Annotated in this window: 14 protein-coding genes; 3 read left to right on the forward strand and 11 right to left on the reverse strand. The window is 60.8% G+C overall.

What is annotated here, in order from left to right:
• Window positions 1-31: 31 nt before the first annotated feature.
• From ABIB24_RS08730 to tssB, 11 genes are all read right to left on the reverse strand, one after another.
• Window positions 32-2,017, reverse strand: coding sequence for a type VI secretion system Vgr family protein (locus tag ABIB24_RS08730; protein ID WP_137164422.1), 1,986 nt, complete (start codon window positions 2,015-2,017; stop codon window positions 32-34).
• Between the two features lie 73 nt (window positions 2,018-2,090).
• Complete coding sequence (locus tag ABIB24_RS08735; protein WP_025339902.1) at window positions 2,091-2,606, reverse strand: Hcp family type VI secretion system effector; 516 nt, start codon at window positions 2,604-2,606, stop codon at window positions 2,091-2,093.
• A 134-nt stretch (window positions 2,607-2,740) separates the two neighbouring features.
• On the reverse strand, window positions 2,741-3,610 hold the full coding sequence (icmH, locus tag ABIB24_RS08740; RefSeq protein WP_137164421.1) for a type IVB secretion system protein IcmH/DotU: 870 nt from the start codon (window positions 3,608-3,610) through the stop codon (window positions 2,741-2,743).
• Between the two features lies 1 nt (window position 3,611).
• A complete protein-coding gene (gene tssK, locus ABIB24_RS08745) occupies window positions 3,612-4,949 on the reverse strand; it encodes a type VI secretion system baseplate subunit TssK (RefSeq protein WP_025339900.1) in 1,338 nt (445 codons plus the stop codon).
• Window positions 4,950-5,001: 52 nt separating this feature from the next.
• Window positions 5,002-5,796, reverse strand: coding sequence for a type VI secretion system lipoprotein TssJ (gene tssJ, locus ABIB24_RS08750; protein WP_354316326.1), 795 nt, complete (start codon window positions 5,794-5,796; stop codon window positions 5,002-5,004).
• A complete protein-coding gene (locus tag ABIB24_RS08755; RefSeq protein ID WP_137164419.1) occupies window positions 5,793-6,350 on the reverse strand; it encodes an FHA domain-containing protein in 558 nt (185 codons plus the stop codon). Before ABIB24_RS08755 ends, tssJ begins: the two co-directional genes overlap by 4 nt.
• On the reverse strand, window positions 6,347-7,363 hold the full coding sequence (tssG, locus tag ABIB24_RS08760) for a type VI secretion system baseplate subunit TssG (protein ID WP_354316327.1): 1,017 nt from the start codon (window positions 7,361-7,363) through the stop codon (window positions 6,347-6,349). The genes ABIB24_RS08755 and tssG overlap by 4 nt, the downstream gene beginning before the upstream one ends.
• On the reverse strand, window positions 7,327-9,093 hold the full coding sequence (gene tssF / locus ABIB24_RS08765) for a type VI secretion system baseplate subunit TssF (protein WP_039613129.1): 1,767 nt from the start codon (window positions 9,091-9,093) through the stop codon (window positions 7,327-7,329). Before tssF ends, tssG begins: the two co-directional genes overlap by 37 nt.
• A gap of 3 nt (window positions 9,094-9,096) precedes the next feature.
• Window positions 9,097-9,507: a type VI secretion system baseplate subunit TssE gene (tssE, locus tag ABIB24_RS08770; RefSeq protein ID WP_354316328.1), complete on the reverse strand. Its 411-nt coding sequence runs from the start codon at window positions 9,505-9,507 to the stop codon at window positions 9,097-9,099.
• Entirely contained in the window at window positions 9,504-10,994 is a 1,491-nt protein-coding gene (tssC, locus tag ABIB24_RS08775; RefSeq protein ID WP_025339894.1) for a type VI secretion system contractile sheath large subunit, read from the reverse strand. Before tssC ends, tssE begins: the two co-directional genes overlap by 4 nt.
• A 17-nt stretch (window positions 10,995-11,011) precedes the next feature.
• Window positions 11,012-11,515, reverse strand: a complete 504-nt coding sequence (tssB, locus tag ABIB24_RS08780; RefSeq protein WP_025339893.1) for a type VI secretion system contractile sheath small subunit — start codon at window positions 11,513-11,515, stop codon at window positions 11,012-11,014.
• 298 nt (window positions 11,516-11,813) lie between these two features.
• Here tssB and vasI point away from each other — a divergent pair, with 298 nt between their 5' ends.
• Genes vasI through tssM form a run of 3 tightly spaced genes read left to right on the forward strand, consistent with a single transcriptional unit; the run spans window position 11,814 to window position 17,507 of the window.
• Window positions 11,814-12,446: a type VI secretion system-associated protein VasI gene (vasI, locus tag ABIB24_RS08785; RefSeq protein ID WP_075045709.1), complete on the forward strand. Its 633-nt coding sequence runs from the start codon at window positions 11,814-11,816 to the stop codon at window positions 12,444-12,446.
• Complete coding sequence (tssA, locus tag ABIB24_RS08790; protein ID WP_354316329.1) at window positions 12,434-13,924, forward strand: type VI secretion system protein TssA; 1,491 nt, start codon at window positions 12,434-12,436, stop codon at window positions 13,922-13,924. The genes vasI and tssA overlap by 13 nt, the downstream gene beginning before the upstream one ends.
• A complete protein-coding gene (gene tssM, locus ABIB24_RS08795; RefSeq protein ID WP_354316330.1) occupies window positions 13,899-17,507 on the forward strand; it encodes a type VI secretion system membrane subunit TssM in 3,609 nt (1,202 codons plus the stop codon). Before tssA ends, tssM begins: the two co-directional genes overlap by 26 nt.
• Window positions 17,508-17,517 lie beyond the last annotated feature (10 nt).

Genomic DNA, 17,517 nt, shown 5'->3' on the forward strand with positions numbered 1-17,517 from the left:
GAGGTCTTTACGTACGGGCAAGTGCAAGCAGCTACTTGAAATGCCCATCCACATCGGCTTTCAGTGCACTGCTATCGCGTCCATCCGCTGCGGCACCTGCCGCTCCGCCCTCAGGGTTGAGGTCGAGCTTCGCTGCGGGCGTGTTGATCTGTCCGGTCTGTTGCCCGGTGAGGTTGAAGGTCTCGCAGGTGATATTGAGCGTGCCGTTGGCCTGCATCTCGATCAGTGTCTTGCCGCACTTGAGGCGCAGGGTGTTGCCTGCTTCGATCTCGTAGTCGCCGGCGATGAGGTCGTTTTTGCCGCCGCCGACTTTCAGCGTGTCGTTGGCCTTGACGACGCGCAGGCGATTGCGTCCGATGGCAACGGACTCGTCCTGGCCAATGCTCTGGGTGCGATCAACACCGACGGTGAGAGACTGGTTGTTGTTGACCTGGGTGTTCTGGTCCTTCTGGGCATGGATGAACACCTCTTCCTTGCCCAGTTCGTCCTCAAAGCGCAGCTCATTGAAACCATCGCCCTTGTGGGTCTGGCTCTTGATGGTCATGCGGGTCTTGTGGTCGGGCAGGTCGTAGGGCGGGAGCTGATCGCCGCAATAGGTACGCCCGGTAATCATCGGCTGGTCGGGGTCACCGTTGACGTACTGGATGATCACGTCCTGGCCAATGCGCGGGATCGCCATCGCGCCCCAGCTGCCACCGGCCCAGCCTTGCGACACACGCACCCAGCAGGAGCTGAACTCGTTGTTCTGGCTTTCACGGTCCCAGGGAAAGCTGACCTTCACCCGGCCCCACTCATCGCAATAGATTTCTTCTCCCTTCGGGCCGACCACGGTAGCCATGTGCGGGCCATCAACGCGTGGTTTTGATAGTGGGGCAGGGCGCCATTCGGTCCGGCCGGGGACCAGCACGGCGGTCTGCTCGTAGTGCGTGCTTACATCTGCGCTGGCGGCTTCTTCCTGCAGGCTGGTGAATTGTTTGCCTTTGTGGGTAACCGTGTTCACTCGCCAATGCGCGTTGAGGTCGTCACGTGAGTGACCTGTCAGGGTGAAGCTCAGGCCCGGTTGCAGGCGAACATCGTCACCCTCAACCTCGGCAATACGCACATCGTGGCGCAACGCAGTGATGCGGTTTTCGGTGAACGGCTTGCCTACCGCATCGCGTTTGTAACGGCCTGGGTAATCGAAGAATTCGTACTCTTTGGACTGATGCTCCAGGAAGGGCCCGGCAGCTCTGTGTTCCTGGCGGTAGGCCGGGTTGGTAAAGGTGTAGTCGCGCTGTACCTGGCGAGCGGTGCGCACCTGTTCGCTGTAGCGCAAGCGGCGAAGGCACGGCATGGCTTGATCGCCACCGCCGGTGGCTTGGTACAGCACGCTGTCAGGGTCTACAGGCTCGTCGGCATCAAAAAAGCCCTCGTCGTCATCCTCGGCCTTGATGGTCCCATGGCTGATCAAGCCGAATGATTGCAGCCGATCGGTAATGATCAGCTTGTGCAGCTTGTCATTGTGCGCAAAGCGGTAGACGAAGCCTTCTTCAGCAGCCAGGCGGGTGATGAACGCCAGGTCCGTCTCACCGGCCTGAACGCAGAACTCGCGGACCTGATGGTCCATGCTGGCGCGCAGTTCGTACTGGTTGATGCCCTGGCGCTGGAGCATCAGCTCAAGAATTTGCGGGACAGTCTTTTGCTGGAAGATGCGCCAGTTCGAGCGCAGGTCGGCCCGGGCCAGCTGGGGCTCGACCAGCGCGTGATAGTAGGTGCGGTAGAAGCCGCTTTCAGCCTGGCTGAATCGGCTGACCAGGCCGTGCACGTAACGCACCGGGCGTTCGCCGTTCCAGATGGTAAAAAGTACGGGCTTGTCGAGCAGGTGGCCGAAGTCGATATCGTTTTCGAAGCTGATGAGTTTCAGCTCCAGCTCGAAGGGCATGCTGATCCCCTCTCGGAGTTCGAACGACACCACTTCGAATTCAGCTTTTCCAACTAAGGGCTGGAAGCTGAAACGCAAATCAGATTGGCTAGGCATAAGCAATCCTTGTCCGCCGTCTGAAGTAATACAAAGTCCGGGCAGGTATACCCACCCGGAGCATTCGTAAATATCAGGCGGCGGGTGCGCGCCAGTCGTCAGACCCTTCGGTATTGGCCACATCGTGCGCCCAAGTGATCTTTCGATAGGTCAGCGCAACCTCGATCAGCTGCGTGTAGTTTTCGTTCTCCTTGTCTTGAGCGTGGGGTAACACGGTGTTGATGCTGACGATGGTGGCGTCTTCGAGTTTGGTCGTGAAGAAGTGCTCCTGTTTGCCTTCCATTGAAGTGCGGTACCAGTTGACTTCAACGGTCGGCAGCATTTCGCCAGTGGCCAGCGCTTGATACATCAGAGGCGTGGCCTTGTTCAGCGAACTGGTGAACTTGAGCGGCTTGTGCACGCGCTGACCGGTGGGTTGGCCGTTCTGCGGATCAGTAGGCGTGGTCACCTCATGCTGGATTTCCTGAACCAGGATTTCATCTTCATGGCCTTCCTGGTAAACATTGCCGACGGATTCAGCGGTGAATGCGCCAGCAGTGATGTTGCCTTGAGTTTGACCAATGATCTTGATGTAAGCGGGTGTTGGCATGGCAGTTTCTCCTGCGTCCATGTGGATATAAACACGCGCACCCAGGGTGGCGTGGCCATCGGGAACGATGGGCTTGTCAACGAAGCAAACGCTTCGCTAATTCCTTGAAATCAGTTGAGCCGTTTGTGGGCTCGCTACTGCTGCAAGATGCCGTTCAGCGACTCCAGCACCTCGGTGGTAATGAGGTGCAGGCGGTAGCTGTAGATGCCGTAGGCCACCGCCATGGCGAGGGCGGAAATGACCAACGGACTCCACCACGGCCATTGCCGGTTCATGCGGAAGTTGCTTGGGGCGACGTTGGTGTACGGATCGCAGACGGTCTCCGGCGTAGGGCCGCGCAGCTCGCGAATGATCCCGTGCAGTTGATGTATCAGTGCGTTGAGGGATTCTTCGCCCTTCGGCGCGATGGCGTACTTGCCCTTCAAACCGAGGCAAAGCGCGAAGTACATGAACTCCAATACGTCCTGGTAACGTTTGGGTTCCTGCATGAGGCGCGACAGTACGGTGAAGACTTTCTCTCCACCCCAGGTTTCGTCGTGGAAGATGCTGAGCAGGGGTTCCTGGCTCCAGCAGCTGGTTTTACCCCAAGGCCTGTCCATCACAGCTTCATCGATGAAAAGGCAAAGACCGTATGAATACGCCAGCAACTGAGCGGGCTCGTAGCCGTGCTGGCGCATCTCTTCTCGCACGTTTTCGATCTGGTTGCGCACCTGCTGGTGCACCTCCTTGATGTTGGGCAGCGCATCCAGTGTGCGCAGGCGTATCACCAGGCCGAACAGCGGCGCGGCTGCATCCAGCATCAGGTTGTCGTAGCCGCCACGTAGCTGGAAGTCTGGGTCTGCCGGGTAGCCTTCATACACTGGTTCTGCCTTCGGCTTTCGCTCAGCGCCATCAGCCGCTGTCGGTGCGGGTGAGTCGTTGGACAACGACGCCTCGAGCATCGCGTGCAGTTGCTCGCTTTCGACCTGTTCGGCATCAGTTGGGGGGCTGTTTTCTTGTTTCATCTCATTCACTCCTGATCGCCCAGAACTGCAGTTCCAGCCCCGGGAACTCCCCCGCGACATGGATACCGAATCCACTGGATGCCTCCATGCCCGCCCAAGCCGGGGAACGACGGTCCAGCTCGAAGTAGGTGAAGCCTGCATGGAAGGGCAGATCCCGAGGAGCCACGGGCAGCGGCACCAGTGGAATACCTGGAAGCTGCAGCGGCACGACCTCGTTCAACGACTCCAGCGAGACGACCTTTGCCTTCTGCACGAACATCCGACGCAATGTCTGAGGCGGCATGTGGGCTCGCACTGCCAGAATGAAGTCGGCCTCGTCGATCAGGCGGCGATCCTCCAGCGTGGTTGTCAGCAAGCCGTACTCCAGCGTCTCCAGCGGCAGCGAAACGGCGCGGGGTTGCAGCACCGTGCTCAGTGCCCGGCGTAGCGTGTCCTCCAGCGGCTTGAAGGAGGTGCGCAGCGCGGTATGGTGATAGGCGGGGTATTCCTGCGGCAGCCGGCTCTCGTCGGTAAACGTCACGAACTCGCCACAGGCCTGGCTCATGCACAGGTACAACTGTTCGGGGTGGGTCTGCCCTTGCCTGGCCAGATGCTGGAAGCATGGCCACCAGCGGTTCATGGCCTGCAGCAGGTTGAAGTCGCGAATGTCGGCGATGCCGGACTGCCCTGAGGCGCCAATGCGGGCGGCGAGGTTGCGCGCACGTTCGCGCAGGGAGTTGGTGATTTCTTCCAGATACCGTTGCAGCGCGGGTACGGCGCGCACTGAAACGCTGGTGGGATAGAAGCCTTCATCCAGTTGCAGGCTGCCATCGGGGCGCCGTTCCAGAATGCGCGTCACGGCCAGGCGGGTGTAGGCGCTGCTGTCGTCGGCCTTGCGTTTGAGCTGCAGGTTGGGCACCGCCAGGTCAACCTGCACCAGGTCACCGTCGGCGCTGTGCGTGTCCTTGATTTCCAGGGCCTGGGCGCTGTAACGGAAGTTGGCGGGGTTATCGGGCCAGCTCACCTCACGGCCACCTTCGGTGCGCAGCGGCAGGCACAAGTAGATCTCGCTGTCCTTCGCGCCGTCGTCTTCGATTTCCAGCGGTGGCGGTGGTGGCAGGTCTGCAGGGATATCGAACACCGTGCCGTCCGGCATGATGCCCCGTGCACGGGTGATGGCGACCTTGCCCAGGCTCAGATACTCGTCGTTCAACTGCAGCTCGCTGAAGCCATAGAAGGCTGCGTTCAGGCTGCCAAGACGTTGATGCAGGGCCGCTTCGGCGGCACGGGCGGCCTGTTGGAAATGCTGCGGTTTGACGAACAGGCCTTCCGGCCACAGCACAGGGTTACGTGAACTCATGAGCGCTCCATGTCAGCGTGAGTAAGCGAGAAGGGCAGGGTTACAGGCGCCATCAGTCTTCCTCCTTGAGCAGGAGCTGCGTGTCGTTGAGCAACACCGACAGGATGATCTGGTGCCCGCGGGGCGGAATGCGCAGCACCTGGCTCCAGGTGGCGTTTTCCTGATTCCGGTAGTCGGCGATCACCGCGACGAAGCGGGTTTCGGCCTCGATGGGCGCAAAGGGGATGAACTTGAACTGGCCAGGGCGCAGCAGGTAATCGTCATCGCGTATGTAGGTGCTGCGCAGCGCCTCGGCAGGGTCCTTGTCCAGCAGTTCGTAAACGCTGTTGCGCAAGAGAGAGTCGTCGCGCAGTTGCAGGATCTTCACGGCCATGGGCGTAGCGACGGGCTCGGCGGCCACGGTGGTGGTGCGCGGCAAGGTCAGCACCACGGTCGGGTCGTCGTAGCTGCCCGGGGTACTTTCTTCCATGGGGGAGCGCGTTGGATCCTCGCCATCGTCAACTGGCGAATCGACTGGCGACATGGCCGGGAATTGTTCCAGCAGGTACTCGAACAAGGCTCCGACTTTCTCGGTCAGCACGTAGGGGTCGCCTGCGCTCAGGCTGACCGCGTAAGGGCTGGGCTCCACAACCGGCCCGGGCTCGGGCGCCACCTCAAGGCTGTTCGGGTTGCCATTGAGCGTTGGGCTGGCGTTGATGCTGAACGCGACCTGGGTGGGGTGTTCCCCGGGCGGTCCGATGGGCAATGAGGGGTCCATCACCACCTGGCCAATCTTGCTCAGGGACGTGCAACCCGAGAGCCCGATCAGCGCCGTCAGCAGGCCGGCCACGCATGTTGGACGCATCATGGGCGTTCTCCTGCAATCAGGCGTTCCAGTGGGCTCTGCTGCGCTGGCGCTGCCTCTGTGTCCAGTGCCGCCAAGGGGTCGTTGCCCATGCCCGGTTCGAATGCCGAGCAGATGTCCGCGACTGTCTCGGGGGCGGCTGCAGCGGCCTGACAAGCCTCGGGTGGAACATCCAGCAACCAGTGATCAAGGGTTCTCTGTTCAGGGCTGAACAGGTCCTCCAGTGAGCGTGCATCGGCCTGCGCAAGCTGGGCCCGCAGCCGATAGGCGCCAATGCGCAACTGGTCACCCTCGAGCAGCCGCCTGGCGGTAAGCGACCCCAGGCTGTGGAGGCTGTCGTTCAGGTAGGTACGCTGACAGCGATCGATGACGCAGAAGCTGCCCTCGATCCAGCGGATCTCGCAATGGATCGGTGCAACGGTCTGGTCACGGTCGTTGATCTGCCAGGTGGCCTTCGCGCTACCGATGGTGCCGCCTGTGCAATCGAACTGATGTCGGGCAGTGACGTTGTGTTGCAACTGATCCAGGTTGGTGATGCTCAAGGTCAAAGTGCTCATGAGCGCCCCCGGAACCGCACCACAGGGCTGCCCTGGCCGTGACGGTCATCGACGAAGCTGGTCCAGCCCAGGTAGGCACCCAGGCTACGGTGCAGGCAGAAGGGCGGCAGTGCGTTCTGCTTCAGGCGCAGCTCCAGGTCGTAGGCCAGGCCATCACGCAGCAGGAAGTCGATCAATGCCCGTAATCGGCCGAAGTTGATGCCGCTGGGCAGCAGGTCACGCAATTGCGCTGGGTCGAGTTCGCTGATCACGATGGTGAACTTGCTGCTGCGTGTTCGCGTGCGGCTGCCCACCATGAAAGTGCTGCCCAGTTCGCCGTTGCTGCGGCCAAGGCTGACCAGTTGCCTGGTGGCAGTGGGGACCGAGCGGGTTTCGAACTCGCGGATCTGTACCTGCTTCAAGTCGAAGCAGTGGGCGATGATGCCGGCGACCGTGCCCGGCGCACGGCTGCGGCTGGCAATGACGCCGGCGAAACTGAGCAGCCGGCTCCACGGCAGTGCCGTGTCCCCGCGCAACTGTCTGTCATTCAACCCGAGCAGGGCAAAGATGTACTGGGAGAACCCATCGGTAGCTCCCGGCTGAAAGCGGATGTAGTAGCGATATTTACGCCAGATGCGATGCAGCAGGCTGAGCAGGTAGTGGTTGAAGAAATCGAAGAACGCCGGCCGCACACCGATGCCCTGTGCATGCTCGTATGCCACCTGCTCCAGGTAATAGGTGGGCAACGGCGAGTCGGTGCCATGCAAGCCCATGAAGGTGGTGCACACGCGATAGCGGTCAGCTTCCCCGGGCATGCGTTCGACCTTGTATATGTCGGAAACCGGGAAACTCAGCCGCGGGTCACTGGCAAGCCGCACCCTCAGCCGGGTGGCCTGATCTGGCCAGCGTGGTTCCAGGTCATCCCCGTGCAAGCCGTGCAGGCGTTCCAGCAACTGGAAGAAGTTGTACTGGTGCGCCTCGGCGAACAGCTTGTCGGCTAGATCAGCGGTTGTTTGCCGGTCTGGATTGGCCATGTGTAGTGCTCGTTGTTGGTGGTGTTGATCACTTCCAGTTGGTGGAAGGAATTGATGCTGGCGTACAGGGCGAAGAAGTGCGCGAGCACGCAACCGAACAGGTACAGGTCGCCTTCGCAGAGGAATGCGCTTTGATCCAGCTTCAGCCGCGTGCGCAAGCCACGAATGGGCTGGCCCTTGATCAGCCAGTCCAGCGGCTCTGTTTGCACATCACGGATGCCATCGAGGCGTTTGCGGGTGGTGCGTGTCTGCTGGATGTCGTGCAAGGCCGCGAAGTCGTAAGCGCGGATGACCGCTTTCAGCGGCTCGGCCGAGAGCAGCGACAGGTAGTTGAGCGACATGTTGGAGATCAGGGCCCATTGCAACTGGCCATCCAGCACCGGCCGGTAGGGGCGGGTGGGGGCGCGGATGTTGGTATAGGTGGCCAGGGGCGGCGTGATTTCGGTGAGCACGTTGATGTCATCGATGCCCAACGCCAGCGGCAGGTCGCGGTTGGTGCAGGTCAGGTCGATGGACGCTGTTTCCAGCTCGCCAATGTAGGCGTTGGCATCGGCGCGCACGAAAGCGATGCGATGGGTGACGCCATCGCCGCGCAGGGAGTCCTCGAGTGTGTAGCGGTAGTACAGCGCCGTGCGCCCTTGCACATGCTCGATCTCATGGGCGAACGACTCGAAGGGGCGGAAGGTTCTCAGGTGCTCACCGGTACTTCCGTCAGTCGTGGTGCGGGTGCTGATGACCCGATCGACACTGAAGATTTCATAGGCGTGCCGCTCCTTGCCTCTGGGCACAAGCTCGACCTGGGCGGGCCGGCTGGACAGGTCGATGGGCTCGGCGCTGTGGCTGAGCAGGTTCACTGCCGGGGTGCAGAACAGGCTGAAGTCTGCTTTGCCGACACGCAGCGAATCCGGTAACTGTCGGGTGAAGTGAAATTCGAGGCCGACCCGCTGAGTCGCTTGATCAGGCCAGATTTTCTCCAGGCCGGTGATGCTGACGAAGTGGAAACGCTCGGGAAATACGAAGTACTCCTGCAGGATCCGGTAACCGTCAAAGACGTTCTGTGGGTAAGGCAGCAGCGCTTCGTCCGGGCTGAAGCCTGGGAACACGATGCTGCTGGCCGGCAGCCGGCGTACCCCACCATTGACTGTCACGCAGACATGCTTGAGGTATTGAGCGATCCACAGGTACAGCGTGCGGGCAGTTTGGGTGTCACCGCTCAGGTGAAAGTCGAGGCTGGCGCAGCCCAGGGTGTTCAGCGGCCGCTCGACCAAGGTTTGCAGGCCGATGCGAACCACCGAACTGTCGAGTGTCTGGGTTGCGTTCACCGACTCGATCTCGAACGGGTGAATGTCCACCGCCGTGCAGGTGCGGAATTCGCAGGGCACCCCATCCACGGGGCTGGAGAACAACCGCGAGCCTTTGGCGATGGGTTGCGACTGGCTTAGCGCTTGCTTGCGCGGCGTGAACTGGATGATCGTGGCGCTCGGCAGGGGCCGCAGGTAGTTGGGCCACAGCAACTGCAGCATGGGGTGCGTCAGCTCGGGCAGGTCGTCCTCCAGCTTGAGCCGCAGTTTGGCCGTGAGGAATGCAAAGGCTTCCATCAGGCGTTCGACATCCGGGTCGCTGCCACCCTTGCCGAGCAGGCGAGCAAGTTGTGGGTTGTCCTGGGCGAAGTCGTTCCCCAGTTCATGGAGGTAACGCAACTCTTCGCTGAATCGGTCCTTGAGTGACATAGGTCACCTCACTCGGGTGTGGCGGTTATGGCCATTGACCAGCAGCTCCAGTTGCAGCTGCTCCGTGTGGTTGTTGACCTGCACGTGGCAGTCCAGCCTGAAATGCAGTTCCAGCGGGGCATGGCAATCGGGGACGGCCTTGAGCGCGCGCACATGCACACGCGGCTCAAAGCGCTGAATGGTGCGGCGGATGTCCGCGCTCACCTGTTTCAGCAGGTCGCCACTGCTTGCGTCGTGCCCGTTGAAGTCACTCAGGCCCAACTCAGGGCTGCTTTGTGAGCAACCCTGGCGAGCATTGAGCAGCGTTTCCAGGTGGCGCTTGATGGCGGCGAACTTCTGGGTAGCGTTCTCTTGCCTGGAGGGCATCCGGCTTGCGAGTTGATCCGTCACCAAGCGGTCGAAAAATCCACTCATTGGGTATCAAGCCGACCGACCAGGGAGATCTCGAAATTCGCCCCCATGTACTTGAAGTGCGGGCGCACGGCGAGCGAGACCTGATACCAGCCCGGGTCGCCGGCAACGTCCGACACCTCGACCCTTGCAGCACGCAATGGGCGACGGCTGCGCACATCGGCTGACGGGTTCTCCTGGTCGGCGACGTACTGCCGGATCCATTTGTTCAGTTCGGACTCAAGGTCCTTGCGCTCCTTCCAGCTACCGATCTGCTCGCGCTGCAGCACCTTGATGTAGTGGGCCAGCCGGTTGACGATGAACAGGTAGGGCAGCTGGGTGCCGAGCTTGTAGTTGGTTTGCGCTTGCAGGCCTTCCGGGGTCTTGGGGAAGTTCTTCGGCTTCTGTACCGAGTTGGCCGAGAAGAACGCGGCGTTGTCGCTGTCCTTGCGCATGGTCAGGGCGATGAAGCCCTCTTCGGCCAGCTCGAACTCCTTGCGGTCGGAGATCAGGACTTCGGTCGGAATCTTGGCCTGCAGCTGACCCAGTGACTCGTACAGGTGCACCGGCAGGTCCTCGACGGCACCACCCGACTGCGGGCCGATGATGTTCGGGCACCAGCGGTAGCGGGCAAAGCTGTCATTGATGCAGCTGGCCAGCAGGAAGGCGGAGTTGCCCCACAGATAGTTGTCGTGCCGCCCGGCGATGTCCTCGTCGTAGGTGAAGCTCTGGACCGGGTTTTCTTGCGGGTGATAGGCAGAGCGGAGCATGAATCGCGGCCCGGTCAGCCCGGTATGACGGGCATCCTCGCTTTCACGGAACGCACGCCACTTGGCATGCCGGGGGCCGGCGAAAATGTCCTTGATCTCCTTCAGATTGGGCAGCTCTTCAAAGCTGCTCAGGTTGAAGAACTCAGGAGAGGGCGCCGCGAGAAAAGGGGCGTGTGCCATGGCACCGACCGAGGCCATGTAACTCAGCAGCTTTATATCGGGAGAAGAGGGGCCGAAGCTGTAGTTGCCAACCATCGCAGCAACGGGTTCACCACCAAATTGGCCATAACCTGCGGTGTAAACATGCTTGTAGATGCCGCTGCAAGTGATGTCGGCGGCATTCTCGAAGTCATCGAGCAAGTCATCTTTGCTGACATGCAAGACTTCAAGCTTGATGTTCTCGCGGAAGTCGGTTCGGTCAACCAAAAGTTTGAGGCTGCGCCACGCGGATTCAAGTTGCTGGAACTCGGGCTGATGCAGGATTGCATCCATCTGCCTGCTGAGCACCCGATCCAGTTCAGCGATCATCTGGTCGACGCGATGTTTGTTGATGAGTTGATCAGGGTCATGACTTTTAAGGATTTCGGCGATAAAAGCAGATACACCCTGGCGAGCGACTTGATAGCCCTCTTGAGTAGGTACCAACTTGGTTTCTGCCATGATCTGGTCGAGCAGGGTGGCGTTGCTCAGTGTTTCGGTTGTTGTTTCAACCGCGACGGTCGTGCTGTTTTGCTTTGGCATGGGGACGCTCCGTTGTCTCAGTCTTCTTTTGGCGCCTCGAGCACCAGGTCAAGTTCTTCTGCCAGTTGTTTGCGTGCCTGTTCGTTGTTCAGCAGGTGCTGCAGTTGCTTGCGGAACGTGGGCACGTTGCCCAGTGGGCCTTTCAGTGCGACCAATGCCTCGCGAAGCTCCAGTAGCTTGTTCAGCTCCGGTACCTGGCGGGCGATGCTGTCTGGCCCGAAATCATTGATGGACTTGAACTGCAGGTTGACCGCCAGCTCTGCGTCGGGGGCAGTGCTGAGCATGGATGGCACGGACATGGCGAGGCTGACATCGGCGTCGTTCAACACATTATTGAAACTGTGTTTGTCGATTCGCATGATCGAACGGTCTTCCAGCGCGCGGGCATCATCCAGGCCGAAATCGCCCAGTACCAACATCTTGTGCGGCAGCTCCACCTCGGCTTGTTCGCCGTCGGTGGCTGGTACGTACTTGATGTTTATGCGTTCTTTGGGTGCAACGGAGCCTGAGCTTTTACTCATGAGTTTCAGCCTTCGTGAAGTTTGAATATATGTAGGAAGCGTCCTACAAAGTTATGTTTAAATTAAACGTAATTGGCTTCTCGCTATGTGCGTGTAAAAAACCATGCACCGAAAAAATATTGTGCGTCGAGCGTGAAAGTGTAAGGAAATATTTGGTTGTGAATATTGTTTTGTCTGTACTAGCCTTTGTTTCGTTTCGATGCTCCACTATCCAGTAATTGTATTTGATGACTACTGTTGAGGCGTGACTGGCCAGTCGGGTAGCGCTGTTGCCGTATTTGATGAGTGAGTGAAACCAATGATTGTCCGCTATGCATATGGCGTTGGGCTTTCGATGTTGCTCTCCCTGGCGCCAAGTTTGGCAAGCCAGACCAGGGACTGCCCGCAGATAGTCTCCAACGTCGAACGCCTGGCTTGTTTCGACCAGGCCGCTGGCACCCCGGCGCATGTGACGAAACTGCAATGGTCCGCGCCGGAGCAGGATTCGCCCACGCTGCGTCGTGTGATGACCCATGAGGCGGGGCGGCCGCCGGAGGAGCTGACGTTTCGCCTCGAAAAAGGGGATGACGGGCTGATGATTTCGGCGCCCGCAATCGCTTCGGTCGCACCGTACCCCTACCTGGTGATCAGTTGTGTGCAGAACATTTCCAGGTTGCAACTGGTTACCGCACAACCCATCGATGCCGGCCGGGTGATGGTGCGATTGCAGGGGGAGCGTGGCTCCACTCTCGCTACCCCCTGGCAGGTGACGGAGAACGGCCAGGTGCTTGACGCTGGCAGGGGCTTGCCGGGCATCGAGCAGATCAAGCCACTGATCGGGGCCCATCGCATTCAGGTCGAAAGCGACAACCCAGCCGTTGATGGGCTGGTTTTCGACGCTCAGGGGCTGGACCCACTCATCGATGAGGCGCGCAAGGCATGTCGCTGGTAGCAGAGGTCACCGCACAGGAAATTGCCCGGTTGCTTGCGCCCATCGACGCGCAGAACCCTGCCGGCCTGTTCGATGTGGAGAACGAAACCTACCAGGCCATCGACCAGGAAATGGTCAAGCTGGGTGGGTTGCAGGAGCCTTCCATCGACTGGGCGTATATCGAAGAAGCGTCCCGCCAGTACCTGGGCCAAGAGTGCAAGCACCTGCGCATCGTCGCCCACCTGGGTGTCGCTTGGCTGCGCAGCCAGTGCTGGGAGCGCTGGGGTTTTACCCTCGCACTGCTGGCCGGCATGGTCGAAGCCTATTGGGAAAGCGCATACCCGAAACCGGGCCCCAAAGGGTTCCTCGGCAAGCGCAAGCTGGTTGGCCTGATGCTCAACCGTTTGCTCGTGGCGTTGCCGCGCCTGGACCGCTTCACGTTCAGCCCCGCGCACGCCGCGGCGGCTCAGGGCGCGTTGCAACGCCTGCAACAGCAGCGGGAAGCAGCGCAGCTCGATGAAGCGGCCCTTGGCGAACTGGAGTGCCTGCTACGCAAGCACACGGAACTTTCAAACGGCCTTGCCGAGCCCACCACGGACAAGCCCCCTGCAAAGGGCATCAAGTCTGCGCCCCTGGCCGAGGTCATCGCCACGCCAATGCCCCGTGTGTCGTTGGGCAACGAGCGGGAATCACGAAGGGCCATGCTGACCATGGCCGAGCTGATCAATCAACAGGACCCGTACGATCCTGCTGGCTACCAGTTGCGTCGGTTCGGCTTGTGGGCGCACATCCAGACGCCGCCTCAAACCAGGCAGGGCAACCGCACGGAGCTGATGGCGGTGCCGCAGGACATTGCCGGGGACTATGAAGATGCCATTGCCGCTACTGCAATCGACGCGGCCCTGCTGCAGCGGATCGAAAAGAGCGTGACGGCTTGCCCCTACTGGATTCGCGGCAGCTTTCTGGCCGCGAGCGCCGCCACGCGGCTGGCGATGGGCGAGGTGGCTGAGGCCATTCGCGCTGCGACCGCGCGGTTCGTGCAGCGCATGCCCGCGTTGCAGCAGTTGTGCTTCAGCGACGGCAAGGTATTTGTCGATGACCAATGTCTGGCGTGGCTCAGGGGGGCGCAAGGGCAATCCGATTCGGACGCAGCCTCTCAGGAATTCGCCACGTTGCGAGAGGAGCTGGCCTGCCAACTGGAAACCAGCGGCGTGGAAGCGGTGTTGCTCAGGCTGCAGGGCATGCAGGCGGACTTCCGCAGCCTGCGTGAGCGTTGCCATACCACGGTGATCGCGGCTGATCTGCTGGCTGCTCGGGGCGTGTCCTGGTTGGCCCAGGACTTGTGCGCAGGCGTTGCCCGAACGATGCAGGAAACCACCGCCAGCGCCTGGGAGCCTGAGGTGTTTCAACGCCTTCAGCAGTACGCGTGCACGGTCCATCACGGGCTGATTGGAACAAGGAACGGGAGTCAGGATGAATCAAATGTGGAAGCATCTTAAACGTTGGGGCTTGCCCCTGCTGGCCCGCATCGGCCTGGCCATGCCGCTGCTGCTCGGGCTGGGTGCCGCATTGATGCTGGTTGCAATCTGGTGGCTCGGCCCGCAATGGGTCTGGCGCGAGCAGCAGCCGCTGGCTAGCGTGGCGCATCGTGGCTTGGCCAGCCTGGCGCTTGTATTGGTGCCGCTACTCTGCTGGCTTGTGGTGCTGCGCAGGCGTTTTCGCCGTTTGCAGGCCGAACGCAAGCAGGCGGTGGACGCTGAACTGGACAACGTGTTGCCTTTCGTCCAGGCACAGGAGAAAGCCTTGGACCAAGGGCTGGCACGCTATCTGGACAATGCGGGTGGCAGGCGTGCCTTGTACCGGCTGCCGTGGTATCTGGTGGTGGGCGACCAACAGGCCGGCAAGACCAGTTTCATCGACCGTACCGAACAGAGTTTTTCCCTGACCCGCATCGACAAGGCACAAGCGCGAGGCAGGCAAGCGCAGGTGCTGGCTTATCCGATAGGCTGGTGGGTCAGCAACGATGCGGTGATCATCGACCCGCCGGGCGCTTTCGTCCGTCAGGAATCGTTGGCAGGCTCATCAGCCGAGGAGTCGGACACGTCGAAAGCACCACCCGCCACCTCGGCCAGGTTGTGGGAACACATGCTGGGCTGGCTGGTGCGTAACCGAAGCCAGAGAGCACTCAACGGCTTGCTGTTGGTCGTTGACCTGCCTGCGCTATTGCATGGCACGCCTGAGCAACGTGTCGCCTTGGCGCATGTGCTACGCACGCGGCTGTATGAAGTGAGCAGTCAGTCGGGCTCGCGCTTGCCGCTGTATGTGGTACTGGCCAAATTCGATCTGCTGGACGGTTTCGACCAGCTTTACGCTGGGCTTCCCGCCGCCATGCGGGAAAACATGCTGGGCTTCACCTTCAAACTGGATGCGGTCGGCACGTTCGATGCCTGGCTGGATGAATATGGCGATCATTACGATCGGTTGATCAGGCAATTGTTTGAACAGGTAGTGGACCGGCTCGATGTATTGGGCGGTGCGCCATTGCGAGTTCGCTTGTTCTCGTTGCATGCCCAGTTGATCGGGCTGCGTCCGATACTGTTGGCCTTCCTGAAAGAAACCCTCGCAAGTGACCGCTTCACCACGCCTGCCTTGGTACGCGGCGTGTACTGGTCTTCGGTCTTGCAGCAGGGCGACATGCTCAATGCGTTCGTGCGTGAGGCGGCACAGCCGTACAAGACCGAGTTTCCGCTGCGTGAAGGCAAGGCGCAGGGGCAGGCGCTGGTCTACTTCATTCAGCACGCCTTCCGGCGAGTCATCTACCAGGAGGCCGGCCTTGCCGGGGACAACATCAGGGTAGCGCGCAACAAACGTCGGTTGCTCTGGGTGGGTTCTGCAGTAGGCGTGCTGGCCTTCAGTGTCTCCATCGCCAGTTGGCAACGCTACTTTGACATCAATGGCACCAAGGCCGCCAATGTGCTCGCCAAGAGCAGAGAGTACAGTCATCACGAAGTGGACCAGCGTCTGGACCCCACCGGGCGCAACCTGCTGGAGCCGCTGGACCAGATACGCGATGCCGTGTCGGTGTTTGGCGACTATCGTGCCGCGTGGCCGGGTGTTTCCGACCTTGGCTTGTATCAGGGGCGCGCCATTGGCCCTCGCGTCGACGAGGCCTACCTGAGCCTGCTCTCCAGGCGCTTCCTGCCAGCCTTGGCCAGCGGTGTGATCGATGCCATGGACGCTGCGCCGCCGGGCAGCGAACAGCAGATGGCTGCGCTTCGGGTTTATCGAATGCTGGAGGACCGCCAGAGCCGCCGCCCCGAATGGGTCGAGGACTGGATGGCCCGCCAGTGGCAACAGAAGTTCCCCGGGCAGGGGCAATTGCAACGCGACCTCATGCGGCACCTGAAGTATGCCTTGGCCTATGCCGATACCGAACTTCCGCAGTACAGCCAGCGTATGGCACAGGTGCAGCAGGTGCTGCGCAAGGTACCACTGCCAGAGCGGGTCTACGCGAGCCTGAAACAGCAGGCTGGCGAGCAGTTGAATGCCGGCCTGGACCTGCGTCATCAGGTGGGGCCAGCGTTCGATGTGGTGTATCAGTCCTCACCCGGCTTCAGGCAGGGGGAGGGTGTCCTGATAGCGCCAATGCTCACCGCCAAGGGCTTCAAAGAGTACTTCGAGCCACGTAGTCAGCGGTTTGCAGAGATGGCGATGATCGACCAGTGGGCACTGGGCGAGCGCGACCAGCTCGATTACTCGGATGCCGACCGGGAGGCGCTGGGCGAGCGGCTACGTAACCTGTACAGCGCCGATTTCATTGACAGTTGGCGCCGTGCCTTGAACGCCTTCTCGGTGGCCGACTTCCGCGACCTGGATCATGGTGTCGCGATCATGCAGCAGTTGACCGGGCCAGCAGCACCCCTGCATCGGTTGCTGGACACAGTGAGGGACAACACTTCGCTTTCATCAGCCGTTGTCGCTGAGGCAGCCGGGGAGGTCGAAGCGTTGCAGCCGACAAGTGGCAGGCCTGATCAACAACAGGCCTGGGCCATTCAGCGGGCCTTTGCCGGGCTGAGTGCCATGCTGCAGGCAACCGGTGAGAAACCCAGCTACTACGACGAGACCCTTGCTGCCATCGCGGCCGTGCACGACTACGCCAAGGCGGTGCAGGACAGCCCCGACCGAGGCAAGGCCGCGCTGCAGGCCGTGCATCAGCGATTCTCGATGACAGGGCAAGACCCCATCGGCACCCTGCAGCGGGTGGCCACCGGCTTACCGGAACCGATCAACCACCAGGTCAGAAAAATGGCCGATCAAACAGCACAAGTGCTGAATGTCGAAGCCCTGCGCGAATTGGAGCGACGCTGGGACGCCGAGGTGTACAGCTTCTTCCAGCAGCGCCTGGCAGGGCGCTACCCCTTCGTCGTGAAAGCTCCCGACGCTTCGCTGGACGACTTTGAAGCCTTCTTCGGGCCGAAGGGGCGGCTGCAGCAGTTCCATGATCAATACCTGAAGGTCTTCCTGAGGGATAACCTCGAAGCCCTGCAGGCCGGCCAGCAGGGGCAGTCACTGATCCGCAGTGATGTGCTCGAACAGCTGGAGCGGGCAGATCGTATCCGTGAGACCTTCTTCGATCAGCGCGGCAACCTCAGTGTGCAGTTCAGCATCGAGCCGTTGGGCCTGAGTGCTAACCAGCGTACAAGCTTGCTGGACCTGGACGGTCAATTGATTCCCTACACCCATGGCCCGAGCCAGATCACCGGTATCGTCTGGCCCAATACCTTGGGGCAGCAGGTGCGCAGCAACCTGACCTTGCTCCGGCAGAACGGGAACAGCAGCAGCCTTGAGTACCGTGGCCCCTGGTCGATGTTCCGCTTGCTCAGCCGTGGCTCGCTCAATGGGCGCACGGCGACCAGCGTGGACCTGAGCTTCAGGGCCGGCGATGGCGTGATGCGCTACAGGCTTAACGCGCAGAAAGCCTTCAACCCTATAACGCAGGAGCCTTTCAAAGGTTTCCAGTTGCCACGAGGGTTGTTGCAGAAGTCGCCCAAGCTGGGGCCGACCACGCAGGCCAGCTTGTGAGGGTTGGCTT

It is taken from the genome of Pseudomonas sp. UYEF17 (assembly GCF_040546125.1).
In the GTDB taxonomy this organism is placed as follows: Bacteria; Pseudomonadota; Gammaproteobacteria; order Pseudomonadales; family Pseudomonadaceae; genus Aquipseudomonas; species Aquipseudomonas putida_Z.

Excerpts from the sequence above, each read along its gene's own strand:
- tssM (WP_354316330.1), top strand. The coding sequence starts at position 13,899 with ATGAATCAAATGTGGAAGCATCTTAAACGTTGGGGCTTGCCCCTGCTG.
- ABIB24_RS08755 (WP_137164419.1), bottom strand. The coding sequence starts at position 6,350 with ATGAGCACTTTGACCTTGAGCATCACCAACCTGGATCAGTTGCAACAC.
- tssA (WP_354316329.1), top strand. The coding sequence starts at position 12,434 with ATGTCGCTGGTAGCAGAGGTCACCGCACAGGAAATTGCCCGGTTGCTT.
- tssK (WP_025339900.1), bottom strand. The coding sequence starts at position 4,949 with ATGAGTTCACGTAACCCTGTGCTGTGGCCGGAAGGCCTGTTCGTCAAA.
- tssC (WP_025339894.1), bottom strand. The coding sequence starts at position 10,994 with ATGCCAAAGCAAAACAGCACGACCGTCGCGGTTGAAACAACAACCGAA.
- tssE (WP_354316328.1), bottom strand. The coding sequence starts at position 9,507 with ATGAGTGGATTTTTCGACCGCTTGGTGACGGATCAACTCGCAAGCCGG.
- tssJ (WP_354316326.1), bottom strand. The coding sequence starts at position 5,796 with ATGATGCGTCCAACATGCGTGGCCGGCCTGCTGACGGCGCTGATCGGG.
- ABIB24_RS08735 (WP_025339902.1), bottom strand. The coding sequence starts at position 2,606 with ATGCCAACACCCGCTTACATCAAGATCATTGGTCAAACTCAAGGCAAC.
- vasI (WP_075045709.1), top strand. The coding sequence starts at position 11,814 with ATGATTGTCCGCTATGCATATGGCGTTGGGCTTTCGATGTTGCTCTCC.
- ABIB24_RS08730 (WP_137164422.1), bottom strand. The coding sequence starts at position 2,017 with ATGCCTAGCCAATCTGATTTGCGTTTCAGCTTCCAGCCCTTAGTTGGA.
- icmH (WP_137164421.1), bottom strand. The coding sequence starts at position 3,610 with ATGAAACAAGAAAACAGCCCCCCAACTGATGCCGAACAGGTCGAAAGC.
- tssF (WP_039613129.1), bottom strand. The coding sequence starts at position 9,093 with ATGTCACTCAAGGACCGATTCAGCGAAGAGTTGCGTTACCTCCATGAA.
- tssG (WP_354316327.1), bottom strand. The coding sequence starts at position 7,363 with ATGGCCAATCCAGACCGGCAAACAACCGCTGATCTAGCCGACAAGCTG.
- tssB (WP_025339893.1), bottom strand. The coding sequence starts at position 11,515 with ATGAGTAAAAGCTCAGGCTCCGTTGCACCCAAAGAACGCATAAACATC.